At 59.3% G+C, this 14733-nt stretch carries 13 protein-coding genes and 2 pseudogenes; 13 read left to right on the forward strand and 2 right to left on the reverse strand.

Annotated features, from left to right (window positions below):
- Positions 1–105 precede the first annotated feature (105 nt).
- Entirely contained in the window at positions 106–1140 is a 1035-nt protein-coding gene (locus G7066_RS06350; protein WP_166329879.1) for a helix-turn-helix domain-containing protein, read from the forward strand.
- A gap of 127 nt (positions 1141–1267) precedes the next feature.
- On the forward strand, positions 1268–2719 hold the full coding sequence (gene rpsA / locus G7066_RS06355; protein WP_166329881.1) for a 30S ribosomal protein S1: 1452 nt from the start codon (positions 1268–1270) through the stop codon (positions 2717–2719).
- A 100-nt stretch (positions 2720–2819) separates the two neighbouring features.
- Here the strand turns inward: rpsA and G7066_RS06360 are convergent, their stop codons facing one another.
- Positions 2820–3434 carry a DUF4126 domain-containing protein gene (locus G7066_RS06360; RefSeq protein ID WP_166329883.1) on the reverse strand — a complete coding sequence of 205 codons (615 nt, stop codon included), beginning with the start codon at positions 3432–3434 and terminating at the stop codon, positions 2820–2822.
- 48 nt (positions 3435–3482) lie between these two features.
- On the opposite strand from G7066_RS06360, the gene coaE reads away from it, so the two are divergent.
- On the forward strand, positions 3483–4097 hold the full coding sequence (coaE, locus tag G7066_RS06365) for a dephospho-CoA kinase (RefSeq protein ID WP_166329885.1): 615 nt from the start codon (positions 3483–3485) through the stop codon (positions 4095–4097).
- Here coaE and G7066_RS06370 read toward each other — a convergent pair.
- Positions 4094–4705, reverse strand: a complete 612-nt coding sequence (locus tag G7066_RS06370; RefSeq protein WP_166329887.1) for a vitamin K epoxide reductase family protein — start codon at positions 4703–4705, stop codon at positions 4094–4096. The genes coaE and G7066_RS06370 overlap by 4 nt on opposite strands.
- A 241-nt stretch (positions 4706–4946) precedes the next feature.
- Between G7066_RS06370 and G7066_RS06375 the strand changes: the two genes are divergently transcribed.
- From G7066_RS06375 to rsfS, 10 genes and pseudogenes are all read left to right on the forward strand, one after another.
- Positions 4947–7391, forward strand: coding sequence for an Rne/Rng family ribonuclease (locus G7066_RS06375; RefSeq protein WP_166329889.1), 2445 nt, complete (start codon positions 4947–4949; stop codon positions 7389–7391).
- A gap of 156 nt (positions 7392–7547) precedes the next feature.
- Positions 7548–7856, forward strand: a complete 309-nt coding sequence (gene rplU, locus G7066_RS06380; RefSeq protein WP_166329891.1) for a 50S ribosomal protein L21 — start codon at positions 7548–7550, stop codon at positions 7854–7856.
- Between the two features lie 35 nt (positions 7857–7891).
- On the forward strand, positions 7892–8146 hold the full coding sequence (gene rpmA / locus G7066_RS06385; RefSeq protein ID WP_166292840.1) for a 50S ribosomal protein L27: 255 nt from the start codon (positions 7892–7894) through the stop codon (positions 8144–8146).
- An 88-nt stretch (positions 8147–8234) separates the two neighbouring features.
- Positions 8235–9739 (forward strand): annotated as a pseudogene (gene obgE / locus G7066_RS06390) (GTPase ObgE).
- Entirely contained in the window at positions 9736–10530 is a 795-nt protein-coding gene (proB, locus tag G7066_RS06395) for a glutamate 5-kinase (protein ID WP_244303333.1), read from the forward strand. The pseudogene obgE and the gene proB overlap by 4 nt, the downstream one beginning before the upstream one ends.
- A 4-nt stretch (positions 10531–10534) precedes the next feature.
- Positions 10535–11787 (forward strand): annotated as a pseudogene (locus G7066_RS06400) (glutamate-5-semialdehyde dehydrogenase).
- A gap of 58 nt (positions 11788–11845) precedes the next feature.
- Positions 11846–12055: a hypothetical protein gene (locus G7066_RS06405; RefSeq protein ID WP_166329893.1), complete on the forward strand. Its 210-nt coding sequence runs from the start codon at positions 11846–11848 to the stop codon at positions 12053–12055.
- 15 nt (positions 12056–12070) lie between these two features.
- Positions 12071–12670, forward strand: a complete 600-nt coding sequence (gene nadD, locus G7066_RS06410) for a nicotinate-nucleotide adenylyltransferase (RefSeq protein WP_280116251.1) — start codon at positions 12071–12073, stop codon at positions 12668–12670.
- A 664-nt stretch (positions 12671–13334) separates the two neighbouring features.
- Positions 13335–14252, forward strand: coding sequence for a hypothetical protein (locus G7066_RS06415; RefSeq protein WP_166329895.1), 918 nt, complete (start codon positions 13335–13337; stop codon positions 14250–14252).
- Between the two features lie 69 nt (positions 14253–14321).
- Entirely contained in the window at positions 14322–14732 is a 411-nt protein-coding gene (gene rsfS / locus G7066_RS06420) for a ribosome silencing factor (protein WP_166331940.1), read from the forward strand.
- Position 14733 lies beyond the last annotated feature (1 nt).

Consider the following 14733-nt stretch of genomic DNA (forward strand, 5'->3'; position numbering starts at 1 on the left):
AAGTGGTGCCAACTTCCGCATAATTCTGGGACTGGCCAGACGGTCGAGTCGCAAAAATCGCGGCTGAGTTGGGGCCGGTTGACCTTGCACGATTGAATGCTGAGTATGGACATCACCAAACAGGATTTCGGTCGTTTTGTCACCGAGCGGCGGCACACAACCGGCCTCACCCAGCGTGAGCTTGCTGGGCGGCTGCACGTTACAGAATCTGCCGTCTCAAAGTGGGAGCGTGGACTCTCATATCCAGACATCACACTCGTAGCGCAGCTAGCGGGTGAGCTTGGAATCACCGCGCAAGAACTCATTAGCGCGAGTGAGGATCGGCTCGGCCGCGCCGAGCGAAGAGACGCCCGCAGCTACCGTCAGTGGCGGGGAGCTGTTCTCTGGACCACGCTGGGGTGTTACGCTGCGGCGATCCTGACCTGCTTTATCGTGAACCTGTCTGTCGAGCACACGCTCTCCTGGTTTTGGCCAGTGCTGCCCGCCGTGGTTCTAGCGTTCTCGCTCACGACCTTGCCGCTGTTGCCAGTGCCTCGGCCGGGGTGGACCGCGCTTGTGGGTGCCACAGTGAGTCTTGGATCGCTGCTGCTTGTTGTGTGGGTGAGTTATGCGTCCGGACCCTGGTTCGCTGTCGCCTGCGCCGCGATCCTCTTTGGAATGTTGGTGGTGTTTGGTCCCATCTGGTTGTGGCTTTGGGAGCTTCCGGCCCCGCTTGCCAACCATCGCGCTGCGCTTGCCCTCGGGATCGACACGATCGGTCTCCTGGCTCTGCTGCTCGTCATTTTTGTGTCGATTGGGCGAACGGATCTGTGGCTGTGGCCGGTGCTCGCGCTGGCCGGGATCGGGTTGGTTCCTGTTTGGCTGATTGCGCTCACTACTCGCTACCTGCCGCTCAGTGGACTCGGTCGGGCCGCGGTAGTTGTGGCACTCTGCGGTGTTTTGGTGTTCGCCGTAGATCTGGCGGTTGACTGGGTGCTCGAGTCAGATCGTGATGGCGCATTGGATCTCGCTCGCTGGGACCCGGTCACGATCAGCGCAAATGTTCAATTCCTTGTGCTGGTGGGATTGCTGTTGCTCGCTGCCGTGCTGGGGCTGGTGGCTGGAGTGCGCCGTCGCCTTGATTTCGGGCGTGTCGGGTAGATAGGATGGAGTGTCACATTTGTGGCGACTCAACTATGTCCACGTGTGTGTGACTCGCGAGCTTTGGCTCGGCCGGATTTCCGGATCGCACACGCCTGATTCCCTGTCCATTCTGGAGACCAATTACATGACGAACGCAACGACCGAACGCAAGCAGGTTGCAGTAAACGACATCGGCTCGGCCGACGACTTCCTTGCAGCGGTCGAACTGACCATTAAGTCCTTCAATGACGGAGACCTCATCGAGGGCACCGTAGTGAAGATCGACCGCGACGAGGTTCTCCTTGACGTAGGTTTCAAGACCGAGGGTGTTATCCCCTCGCGTGAGCTGTCCATCAAGCATGACGTGAACCCCGACGAGGTCGTTGAGGTTGGCGACTCGGTTGAGGCGCTCGTTCTCCAGAAAGAGGACAAAGAGGGTCGCCTGATCCTGTCCAAGAAGCGTGCTCAGTACGAGCGTGCCTGGGGCGATGTGGAGAAGATCAAGGAAACCGAGGGTGTGGTTACTGGCACCGTCATCGAGGTTGTCAAGGGCGGCCTCATCGTTGACATCGGGCTCCGTGGCTTCCTCCCTGCTTCGCTTATTGAGCTGCGCCGTGTGCGCGATCTCACCCCGTACCTGGGCCAGGAGATCGAAGCGAAGATCCTCGAGCTCGACAAGAACCGCAACAACGTGGTTCTGTCGCGTCGTGCGCTTCTCGAAGAGACGCAGTCGGCAACTCGCTCCTCCTTCCTCGCCGAGCTCAAGCCCGGCCAGGTTCGCAAGGGTGTCATCTCGTCGATCGTCAACTTCGGTGCGTTTGTTGACCTGGGTGGCGTTGACGGCCTCGTGCACGTCTCCGAGCTCAGCTGGAAGCACATCGAGCACGCCTCTGACGTTGTCGAGGTTGGCCAGGAAGTCACCGTTGAGGTTCTCTCTGTCGAGCACGATCGCGAGCGCGTGTCGCTCTCGCTGAAGGCTACGCAGGAGGATCCTTGGCAGGTCTTCGCGCGTACCCACGCGATCGGCCAGATCGCCCCGGGTGCTGTCACCAAGCTCGTCCCCTTCGGCGCGTTCGTGCGTGTTGCAGACGGCATCGAGGGCCTTGTGCACATCTCCGAGCTGTCGGGTCAGCACGTTGAGCTCGCTGAGCAGGTCGTTTCGGCAGGCCAGGAAGTCTTTGTCAAGATCATCGACATCGATCTTGAGCGTCGCCGCATCTCGCTCAGTCTCAAGCAGGCGAACGAGGGTGTTGATCCCGAGGGCGCCGAGTTCGATCCGGCGCTCTACGGTATGACCACCGAGTACGACGAGAACGGTGAGTACAAGTACCCCGAGGGCTTCGATCCCGAGACACAGGACTGGAAGGAAGGCTTCGAGTCACAGCGCGAGAAGTGGGAGCAGGAGTATGCTGCTGCCCAGGAGCGCTGGGAAGCGCACAAGAAGCAGGTCGCTGCTTCTGCCGCTGAGATCGCTGCCGCTCCCGCGTCCGAAGACGCCGCTGCAGGTTCGAGCTTCTCGAGCGACTCGGCTTCGGCTGGCGCGCTCGCTGATGACGAGGCGCTTGCCGCACTGAAGGCACAGCTCGAGGGTAACTAACCCTTAGTCCAAAGGCCCGGTCCCACTTCGGTGGGGCCGGGCCTTTGCCGTTTGCGGGTCTAATCGAGTGTCGCCAAATGTCTAGTTCAGCAGCGTTCAACTATACATTTGGCGACACTCGATTAATGGCGCGGGCCCTGCGCTCGGCAAGAGCGCGGCGAAGCCGGCGCACGAGCAGCACCACGATCAGAATGAGTAGCACGAGGGCCAGAACCGGCACGATCACAGCCAGCACCGTGAGTACTGCTGCACCGAGATCCTCGAAAAAGCTCATGACCGCTGCGCCGGCGCCGGCCGTCAGTATGTTTAGAACCGGGCGCGCCACCGCCTTCAGAACGTGCGGGATCAGGGCAATCCCGATTCCGAGCAGAAACGGCCACACTTGCGCCGAGGTAAAGAGCGCAGCGGGGTCCTCAACGGCGAACGTGTTGCTCGCGGATCCCGCAGCAAAAACCATACCGCCCGAGGCGGGGCGCACGATTGTCTGCAATACGTCGTTGACGCTATCGAGCGCGGGAACCTTGTCGACGATGATCTCAATCACGAGTAGCACAGCAATGATGCCGAGCGACCAATCATTTTCAAGCCATAACCAGCTCGCGGGCAGTTCGACCAGGTCGGTGAAGCGAGAGAGAAGGCCGAGGCCAAGCAGCGGAATATAGGCGTTGAGTCCAGCTGCGGCCGCAAGCGTTAACCCTGTGATAACTTCAATCAATGCAGATCCTTTCTGGATCAAGCATATGGCTGTGAAGGAGTGGTTCGCTTGACGCTCATTGCGCTCACAGGGGGTATTGCCTCCGGAAAATCGACCATTGGTGCTCGCCTCGCAGAACTGGGGGCGATGCGCATTGACGCTGACCAGCTCGCCCGCGACGCTGTGGCGGTGGGATCACCGGGGCTTGCGCGGGTGGTAGAGCAGTTCGGTGACGGGGTGCTGCAGAGTGATGGCAGTTTGGATCGGGCGGTGCTCGGCAGCCTCGTCTTTAGCGACCCTCAGTCGCTTGCCAAACTGAACGGGATCGTGCACCCCGAGGTGCAGCGGCTTGCAGACGAACGGATCGCTGAGGCGCGCGCGGCTGATCCTGCCGCCGTTGTCGTCTATGAGATCCCGTTGTTGGTTGAAACACTTGATGAGCGGGCGTCTAACAAAAAGTGGGACCTGGTGGTGGTGGCAGATGCGCCCGTGGAGCAGCGTGTGCAGCGGATGGTGACGCTGCGCGGCATGACCGAGCAAGACGCAAACACGCGCGTCTCAAATCAAGCGAGTGACGCGGAGCGCAGAGCTATTGCGGACGTGATCATTGATACGTCAGGGAGCAAAGAGGAAACGCTCGCGCAGGTTGAGGCGCTCTGGAAGCGCCTCACCGTGGCGAACTAGACCCGCGAGAACTCAGCGAGCCAGTCGAGGCGCAGCTGTGCTGTGAATGCGATCGCGATGTAACAGATCAGAATGATCACCCAAGCCCAAGAAAGCAGCTTTTCAAAAAGCTGCTGTGTTGAAGTCTTCACGGGAATGTCACCCGACGCGTAGGGGCGGAAGAGCGTCACCCAGAACAGTGGGATAGTGACGGTCCACACCACCATGCACCATGGGCAGAGTGTGCCTAGCGAAAAAAGACTCTGGTAGGCGAGCCAGAACACAAAGGAAACGCCACCCAACATGCCAAGTTGATAAATGCGCCAGAACCAGGGGGCAAACTTTGCACCGGCTAGCAGCGCAACACCCACGATGATGGGTGCCATGAATGCTGCGATCCCGAGCAGGGTGTTTGTGAAGCCAAACGCGGATCCCTGCCATGACTCCATGTTTGGTCCGCATGACACGATGACGCTGACATTGCAGTTAGGAATGTAAGAGGGATCTTTGAGTTTGTGAATGAACTCTGTGAGGAGTTCGAACGAAGCGAACCACCCGATCACCCCAGCCACAATCGAAAAGATTGCGAAACCGACGGGCCGTGATTCGGTGCGAAGTTCAGAACTCATAGTTCGATCATAATCCACACCTTGCTGCGCATTCGGTGATGGCCGTGACATAATGAGTGTTGGTGTGGCATTCCGAGAAGGTGAGTCGCACGCACAGTCTTTTGGCTGCCGAGTGGTAGCCACCGGTCGCTGACCGAGCGCGGATGGCTTATCCGCGGAGAATAGAATTTGCGGAAAACCACCGCACGAATAGGTTCCCGGCGAGAATACAGTTCTCCTGGGTCAGAGGAGCACACCAGGAATGGTGAATAACGAGAACACCGAGGAATTGGTAGCGCATGCTGGCCAAGACCCTGTAGCGGAAACCGAAAAAAATGTTGATCAGTCAAACGAAGATGTTGCAGCCGAGGATGGTTCTGCAGCGGAGTCTTCTGTTGAGGCGGTAGACGCAGTTGAAGCGAGCACTGAGGCCCCCAAAGATGCAAAGTCGGAGGGGCCCAAGCTGATTCTCCCGCTCGCAGAAATGACGCCTGAGGAACGCTTCCGAGCGACGACCCGACTCATCTTCCTTGCGCCAGATGTACCTCCGATTGAGCCGCGGCCTCGTCGCGGAGATCTGAGTCGTCTTGACGACATGCTCGACCAGCGTTTTACGCGTGACGGAGATCGTGAGCGCCGCGACGGTCGCAACTCGCGCGACGATCGAAATGGTCGTGATGATCGGGACTCGCGTGACGACCGCGAGGATCGCGACAGTTTCTCAGGTCAGCGCCGTCAGCGCCGTCGCTTGGGTGGTTCAGAGAACGAAGATGACTCCGAGCGTCGAAGCTCAAGATCCGCACCCCCTGTTGTTACTGAGCCGCAGCGCGTCAAGGGTTCAACTCGACTCGAAGCTAAGAAACAGCGCCGTCGTGACGGTCGTGACGCTGGCCGTCGCCGCGTTGTTATTACCGAGTCCGAGTTTCTCGCGCGCCGTGAGTCGGTCGATCGTGAAATGATTGTGCGCTCAACAACGGATCGCGTGCAGATCGGTGTGCTCGAAGACAAGGTGCTCGTTGAGCACTACGTTGCGCGCTCCAGTGAAAATTCGCTTATCGGCAATGTCTACCTCGGTCGTGTGCAAAACGTGTTGCCGAGCATGGAGGCCGCTTTTGTTGATATTGGCCGCGGTCGCAACGCAGTGCTGTACTCCGGCGAGGTCGACTGGTCAGAACTGGAAGGCGGCAACACCGCTCGCCGCATTGAGAATGCTCTGAAGCCTGGCGATCACGTGCTTGTGCAGGTGACCAAGGACCCTGTGGGCCACAAGGGTGCTCGACTCACGAGCCAGATTTCGCTGCCTGGCCGCTACCTCGTCTACGTGCCGGGTGGGGCCATGAACGGTATCTCGCGCAAGCTTCCAGACACGGAGCGTGCGCGCCTCAAGAAGATCCTCAAAGAGGTGCTGCCTAGTGGTGCGGGCGTGATTGTGCGCACCGCAGCCGAGGGAGCGAGCGAAGAGCAGCTTACGCACGATGTACAGCGCCTGACGCGCCAGTGGGAATCGATTCAGAAGCGTGTTGAGAAGGGTGGTGGCCCTGTGCTGCTTCACTCGGAGCCCGACATGCTCATTAAGATTATTCGCGATGTTTTTAACGAAGATTTCCAGCGTCTACTGATCTCGGGCAACGATACTTACACTGTGATCGAGGATTACCTCTCGCAGGTGGCTCCCGACCTGCTGCAGCGGGTCGAGCGTTACGAAGAAGAGCGCGACATTTTTGACGAGTATCGCATCACCGAGCAGATCGCGAAGGCGCTCGACCGAAAGGTTTGGTTGCCCTCGGGTGGTTCACTCGTGATTGACCGCACAGAAGCCATGACCGTTGTTGATGTCAACACGGGTAAGTTCGTGGGTACCGGTGGCAACCTCGAAGAGACTGTCACGAAGAACAACCTTGAGTCTGCTGAAGAGATTGTTCGTCAGTTGCGTCTGCGCGACATTGGCGGCATTATCGTCATTGACTTCATCGATATGGTGCTGGAGTCGAACCGTGATCTGGTGTTGCGCCGCCTAGTGGAGTGCCTGAGCCGGGATCGCACGAAGCATCAGGTCGCGGAGGTAACCTCGCTGGGCCTCGTGCAGATGACCCGAAAGAAGCTTGGCCTTGGGTTGCTTGAGTCGTTTAGCGAGCCGTGTGAAGTTTGCGCAGGTCGAGGTGTGATTGTGCATCACGATCCCGTCAATAAACACCGCAGTGCTGACGGCGGTGCTCGCAATCAGAAGCGCGGCAGGGGGTCGGGATCCGGATCGCAGGCACCGGCACAAGAGCCAAAGTCGCAGACCCATGCGATCACTGACGGAGCCAAGAACATGCTCGCTCAGGTTGCGGCGTCGACCATTCCCGGGGCTAAACCGGAGGCAGAATCTGCAGAACCGCAGGTTTTGGCGCCGATCGCAGAGACTCCCGCCGAGCCCGTTGTAAAGCGGACCGGTCGCGTCCAGTCGCGCCAGAAGCGTGCCGTTGACACGAACGAGCAGGTCGAGAGTGGCTCGAAGACGTTGGGTGCGGATCTCCTTGGGTCGGTGCTCGATGCGCTGCCAGAGGCTCCCGCCGCAGGTACCGGGCGGGCGCGCAGTCGCCGTGTTTCAACGAGTACGCTCAAGGGTGGCTCGACCGAGCAGAACTCGGAAGCGGCGCAGGCAGCTCAACAATCACTCCTGGAAGCTCTCGACGCCACAACCCAGCGGCGCTCGAACTCCTAGGCGTGACACGCGTGACATGTATTTGACCATCGGGGAATGTGTGAGATACGATGGAGCGTTGGTGTCGTCCGTTCGCGGATGACGTATAACTCAGACTTCGAATACGGCCAGGCCGCGATTCGACACGTAAGACGATCCTCAGGAAAAGGGTGACAAGTGGTTTACGCAGTAGTGCGCGCAAGCGGCCGGCAGGAAAAGGTTGAGGTTGGCTCAATCATTACCGTCAACCGTGTAGCGGGCGACGCAAAGGGCAAGCTTCAGCTGCCTGCAGTTTTGCTCGTTGATGGCGACAAGGTAACCACTGATGTTGCCGCGCTTGCCAAGGTGAAGGTAACGGCTGAGGTGCTCGACGACTTCCGCGGTCCCAAGATCGTTATCCAGCGTTACAAGAACAAGACCGGCTACAAGAGCCGTCAGGGTCACCGTCAGGATCTGACCCGCCTCAAGATCACTGGCATCAAGTAACCGGTAACGGCTAAAGCTTCAAGGAGTTAGAGACAATGGCACATAAGAAGGGCGCAAGCTCAACTCGTAACGGTCGCGACTCAAACGCGCAGCGCCTCGGCGTTAAGCGCTTCGGTGGCCAGGAAGTCAACGCGGGCGAGATCATCGTTCGTCAGCGTGGCACACACTTCCACCCCGGAGTGAACGTCGGTCGCGGCAAGGATGACACCCTGTTCGCGCTTTCCGCTGGCTCGGTTGAGTTCGGTGCGAAGGGTGGCCGCAAGGTTGTCAACATCGTAGCTGCTGCGTAACGCAGACAGTCAAAGGCGAGGCGGGCTTCGGCTCGCCTTTTGCCGTATCTAGAGAAGATTTCGAAGAGTTTCGGCGGGTGGATTCAGCATGGTGACATTTGTGGATCAGGTGCAGGTGCACCTGCAGGCGGGTCGCGGTGGAAATGGTTGCGTATCGATTCGGCGCGAGAAGTTTAAGCCACTCGCGGGTCCAGACGGTGGTGCCGGCGGTAACGGTGGCGATGTTGTATTGATCGCTGATCCGCAAGTTACGACTTTGCTGGAGTACCACCGCCGCCCGCACCGAGAGGCAGAAAACGGCGGCTATGGCGCCGGCGATTACCGTGACGGTGTGAACGGGCAAGAGTTACTTTTGCCCGTGCCAATCGGTACGGTGGTGAAGAACGACAAGGGTGAAACGCTCGCCGACCTCACTGAACCCGGCACCCGCTACGTCGCGGCTCAGGGTGGCCTTGGGGACTCGGCAACAACGCGCTCGCGAGCCTGAAGCGTAAAGCTCCGGGCTTTGCCCTACTCGGTACAGCTGGCACGAGCGGCAGCTTCACGCTTGAACTGAAAACAATCGCTGATGTGGCGTTTGTGGGGTACCCCTCCGCGGGCAAATCAAGCTTGATTGCGGCCATGAGTGCCGCCAAACCAAAGATCGCAGACTACCCGTTCACAACGCTGAGTCCGAACCTTGGCGTGGTCGAAACGGGAGAGCATCGCTACACCGTTGCCGATGTTCCTGGACTGATCGAGGGTGCGAGTGAAGGCAAGGGCCTTGGCCTTGACTTCTTGCGCCACGTTGAGCGCTGCAGCGCTCTGCTTCACGTGCTCGATTGCGCAACGCTGGAGCCTGGGCGTGACCCCATTTCAGACCTTGACGTGATCCTCGCTGAGCTGGGTGCCTACCCGGTTCCCGACGGGCAGACGCCGCTCTTGGAACGTCCACAGCTCATCGCGCTGAACAAAGTCGATGTGCCCGAGGCTCGTGAACTCGCTGATTTCGTGCGCCCAGAACTCGAATCACGCGGATACCGGGTGTTTGAGATTTCGGCAGCCTCTCACGAGGGACTGCGGTCGTTGAGCTTTGCCATCGCGGACCTGGTTGAAAAGGCTCGAGCCGAAGAACTTGCTGAGGCCGAGAACAAACCTCGCATTGTGTTGAGGCCCAAGGCGGTCAACGACGGAGGCTTCCGCATCGCGACGGAGGGCGGTTCCTACGGAACGCTGTACCGTGTGCTGGGCATCAAGCCGGAGCGCTGGGTCGAGCAGACCGACTTTACGAACGACGAGGCCGTTGGCTACCTCGCCGATCGCCTTCAAAAGATCGGCATTGACGACGCCCTGGTGAAGGCTGGTGCCGTCGCCGGCTCAACTGTTGTGATCGGCCCGGGATCCGGCGTGGTGTTCGATTGGGAGCCGACGCTCACCAGCGCCGCCGAGGTGCAGGTGGGTGCTCGCGGCACCGATTCACGCGTTGACCCGAATGATCGCCGCACAAACAAGGAGAGGCGCGCGGAATACACGGCCCGCATGGATGCAAAGGCTGAAGCGCGTGCAGAGCTCGAGCGTGAGCGCAAGGCAGGGATGTGGAAAGAAGAATCGTGAGCGTAGGCGAGGAGTTGCTGGCTGCACGCCGTGTGGTCGTGAAGGTTGGATCATCATCCGTCAGTGGCGAGAACGCATCCCAGATCCCAACCTTGGTGTCTTCACTCGCTCGACTGCACGCTGCCGGCGCCGAGGTGATCCTTGTCTCCAGTGGCGCGATTGCCACCGGTGTGCCCTTCCTCCGCCTTGAAGAACGACCCGAAGATCTCGCGACACAACAAGCCGCCGCCGCTGTCGGTCAGAATATTCTCGTTAACCGTTACCAGCGAGCCCTTGGCAGTCACGAAATCATTGCGGGTCAGGTGCTGCTTACCGCACATGACATGGAAAACCCGACCCACCGCGGAAACGCAAGGCGCGCAATCGAGCGTCTGCTGCAGCTCGGGATCCTGCCGATTATCAACGAAAACGACACCGTTGCGACCCACGAAATTCGCTTTGGTGACAATGACCGCCTTGCTGCGCTCGTTGCCAGGCTCGTTGAGGCGGATCGCTTGGTGCTGCTCTCCGATGTCGATGCGCTGTACACGGCACCACCCACGATGGTCGGAGCGACGCGGATCGCGCATGTTCCCTACGGCGATGCTCTTGAGGGCATCGAAATTGGTGAGGCTCAGTCGGGCTGGGGCACTGGGGGAGCCGCAACCAAGGTCGAGGCCGCCAGACTTGCCGCCGATGCGGGCGTCGCAGTGCTGCTGACCGAGACTCGTTTACTTGCCCCGTGCTTGAAGGAGCTGACCACGGGACGCGTTTTGATGCCGTGCCCGCATAACTGTCGAAAGGTAGACTGACGCCATGCCAACCGTTGACCCGTTTCTCACCAAGCTTGAGCGTGCCCGCGTCGCAGCCAAGAGCTTTGCCACCGTTACCACCGGCCAGAAAAATAGCGCACTCGAGGCGATCGCTGCAGCGCTCGAGAACAATATCGAAGCGGTTGTTGCCGCGAATGCGCTTGACTTGGAGCGTGGCCAGGTGGATCAGATCGGTGAGGGGCTCCTCGATCGGCTCGCGCTGAATGAGGATCGGCTGCGGGCACTCGCTGCGGCTGTGCGCGACGTGATCGCTCTGCCCGATCCGGTCGGCCAGGTGGTACGAGGAAGCACGCTCGCCAATGGGATCACGATCAATCAAGTGCGTGTGCCATTTGGAGTTGTCGGGGCTATTTACGAAGCGCGCCCGAACGTCACCGTTGATATCGTGGCGCTTGCGCTGAAGAGTGGAAATGGCGCGGTTCTGCGCGGCGGTACCGCAGCCGAGAGCACTAACGCGGTTCTGGTTTCGCTGATGCAGAGGGCTATTTCGAGTGCGGGTCTTGATGGCGAGGCCGTGCAGACGATTGACGAGTTTGGTCGAGAAGGTGCTTCGCGGCTCATGAAGGCGCGAGGGTATGTCGACGTGCTGATCCCGCGCGGAAGTGCAGGCCTGATTGCGACCGTGGTGCACGAATCGACCGTTCCTGTTATTGAGACTGGTTCAGGGATCGTGCACGTGTTTGTCGATGCAACGGCCGACGAAGAGATGGCCGTGAACATTGTGCGCAACGCGAAGACCCACAGGCCGAGTGTGTGTAACGCGGCTGAGACGCTGCTTGTGCATCGAGACGCCGCTGAGCGACTGCTGCCCCGTCTCGCGAGGGAGCTGATTGCCGCGAACGTCGGGTTAAGGGTGACGAAACGACTCGAGCGTTAGTTGTTGAAGCTGACGTCGCTGATGACACCACTTGGGCTACCGAGCACCTGGCGCTCGAGATGGGGGTGAGGGTGGTCGACTCGATTGATGAGGCGATTGCCCATATTGATCGCTATTCGACGAGGCACACCGAGTCCATAGTTACGCGGGACTATGCCAATGCGGAACGTTTTTTAGCGGAGGTTGACTCGGCCGTTGTGATGGTCAATGCCTCCACTCGATTTACCGACGGCGGAGAATTTGGTTTCGGTGCAGAAGTCGGAATTTCAACTCAGAAACTGCACGCTCGCGGTCCGATGGGCCTGTCAGAACTGACCAGCACAAAGTGGCTTGTGCGCGGTGCGGGTCAGGTTCGTTAGCCGAAACCGATAGACTACTAGTTGACCATCCAATTTGTAATGAATACAGGGGTTTCCCATGTCGCTTCTCGCAACGATAGCCGCCGCTGAAGAAGGCTCACACACTCTCAATGAGTTGTGGTTTCCAGCACCCATCTTTGGTATTGCCATCTTCGTTGTGCTGTCCGCTCTCGCAATCGTGACATTCACGTTCCGCGATGTTGCCAATCGCCATTCCGATAAGGCCGAGGCCTACGCTCGCGAGCACGGCGCAAGTCAGCAGCACTAGTCAGACGATCGGGCGGTGCGTAACCAACGTCGTGTCGGAGTGATGGGTGGAACCTTCGACCCCATTCATCACGGCCACCTGGTCGCGGCAAGTGAAGTCGCCCAGCGATTCGACCTCGACGAGGTAGTGTTTGTTCCCACAGGGCAACCTTGGCAAAAGGCCAATGTCACCCCGAGTGAACATCGGTACCTTATGACCGTTATCGCGACAGCTTCAAACCCGCGATTCACTGTGAGTCGTGTGGATGTTGATCGCGATGGCATGACCTATACTGTCGACACGCTGCGCGATCTGCGCGAGCAAATGCCTGAAGCGGAACTGTTTTTCATTTCCGGGGCTGACGCGGTTGAGCAGATCCTCAGTTGGAAAGATGTAGACAAACTCTGGGAGCTTGCACACTTTATCGCGGTGTCAAGGCCTGGACACGAGCTTTCCCTTTCGGGATTATCTGGTGAACACGTAAGCTTATTAGAAGTTCCTGCACTGGCAATCTCGTCAACGGACTGCCGGAAGCGGGTATCTAGGGGAGACCCAGTCTGGTACCTCGTGCCTGACGGGGTTGTGCAGTACATTGCAAAACATGAGCTGTACAGCGAGGAAGTGATGAAGAGATGACTGAGCACGATGAACAACAACCGCTAACGCGGCGCGAGCGCCGCCTGCGGGAAATGAGTGAAACCGGGGCTCTTGATATCTCGGAGGCAACGGTAGCGCAGGTTGAGGCTGTTCAGCCCGCTGCAGAGCCTGCTGCTCCAGCGACCCCCGTCGCTGCAGTTGCTGGCGAAGATGACATTGAGATTTCTCCTGTTAACCCAGACGGAACACCACGAAGCCGACGCGAGATGCGGCAGCTACGCGAAGAGGCGCTTGCTGCACGTGAAGCTCGGGCAGCGCACGTCGTTGAGGTGGAACCGGAGCCTGAACCGGTAGTCGAGCAGGTTGCTGCGCCTAAACCAATCGTGGTATCTGAGCCCGTGGTTGTGCCAGAGCCAATTGCTGCGCCTGAGCCTGTTGTTGATCATGTTCCTGTCGTTGTGGAAACTGGTGTTGCCCCGCAACCTGCCGCTGAGGCTGTGGCACCAGCCGTTGCAGAGGAACCCGCCGCCGTGTTCCCTCAGCCCATTGCTGAGGAGTCGCCCGCTGTTGACGCCGCACCCGCGATGGATTTTGACTCGCTCATCTCGCCCCGACCGAGGCGTTCACGGTTGAAGAACTTCAGGAAGCTCAGACGGCAGCTCGGGCAGAGAACGTTCAAGCGGAGTCATCTGAGATTCCCGCTGTGCCCGAAGAGTCTCCGGTCATTTCTGATGTGTCGCCGGTTGCTGAGGAAGAATCGAAACCGAAGCGTCGTTTCTGGAAGCGCGGCAAAGATGCTGAAGAGTCTGCAACTCCTGCAGTTGAGCTACCTGTCGAAGCGGTAGAGATTGAGCCGGTCGTGCCTGTTGTCGAGGCCGAGGTGGTCGAAGGCCAGACCGCAGATCCCGTTCTTCAGGTTCCCGTCGAGCCTGAGCCCGTGATTCAGGAGCCGGTAGCGTTTGTTCCACCTGTTGCTCCGGCTCCCGCCGACGCAGAGCCGGTCGTTGCGCTCGGGACCTCGGATCCTGAGCCAGCTGCCGACACCAACTCGACTGCTGCGTATTCGTTCCCAGACATTCAGCCGCCCGAAGAGTGGCGTTCAGTCTTTGACGATCCGACTTCGCGCACCACTCCCATGCCCGGAAAGCGGAATGAAGGGTCAGGCGACTTTGACGATCTCATCTCGCGTGCGGTTGCGCAGGAAGGTGCCGCGGGGACCTCGAATACCTCTGCGCTGATCCTGCCCGCGATGCCTGATGACACCGGTGGCCTCAAGGGGCCCCTTGGTGGCACAGGGGAGTTGTACCTCACGGGATCAATTGAGCTGCCGAAGTCTCTTGGCGAGACCGGTGGACACTCTGCACTGCATGATTCCATCGAGATGGATCCGATTATTGGGGCCGAGGTTCCCGAGTCGCAGATTACAGCGGATCAGGGGCCCGCTCCCGTTGCTGCACGTCACGCTGTGAGTGCGCGGGTCGTCTCGGGTGCTCCCGTCGTGGCGAAGCCGACCAAGGAACACAGCAAGCTTCCGCTGGTGCTGGCATTGACGGGCGGTGGGCTGCTCGTTGTTGTCGTTGGCTTCGGAGTTTGGGGCGCAACGAACGGGATGTTCGGCTAGGCTGACCGAAGCTTCCCGGTGTCAACACGCCCCGAATCAATTTTTACCAAAGGACATGAACTGAATACCATGGCAAATCAGCCGAACGACGTGTTCGAAAGCCTGCGAATTGCCGTACAGGCAGCTGACAGTAAGGGCGCAACCGCTCCTGTGGCGTTGGATGTAGCAGAGCATTTCGCGCTGGCCGACGTATTTCTGGTGCTGAGTGGCGCTGTCGAACGAAACGTTCAGGCGATCTCGGACGAGGTTGAAGACGCCCTGAATCTCTCGGGTGTGCGCACAATTCGGCGCGAGGGACGCGAGGGCGGCCGTTGGGTGCTGCTTGATTTCGGCGACCTGATCGTACACGTGTTCCACAGCGAAGAGCGTGATTTCTACCAGCTCGAGCGCCTGTGGCAGGATTGCCCGGTGATCGACGTGAGCACCATGCTCAAGGAGGCCGCCGATTTGCGCGCGACCCCGGGTGATGGTCTAAACTAGA

The organism is Leucobacter coleopterorum, assembly GCF_011382985.1.
Classification (GTDB): Bacteria; Actinomycetota; Actinomycetes; order Actinomycetales; family Microbacteriaceae; genus Leucobacter; species Leucobacter coleopterorum.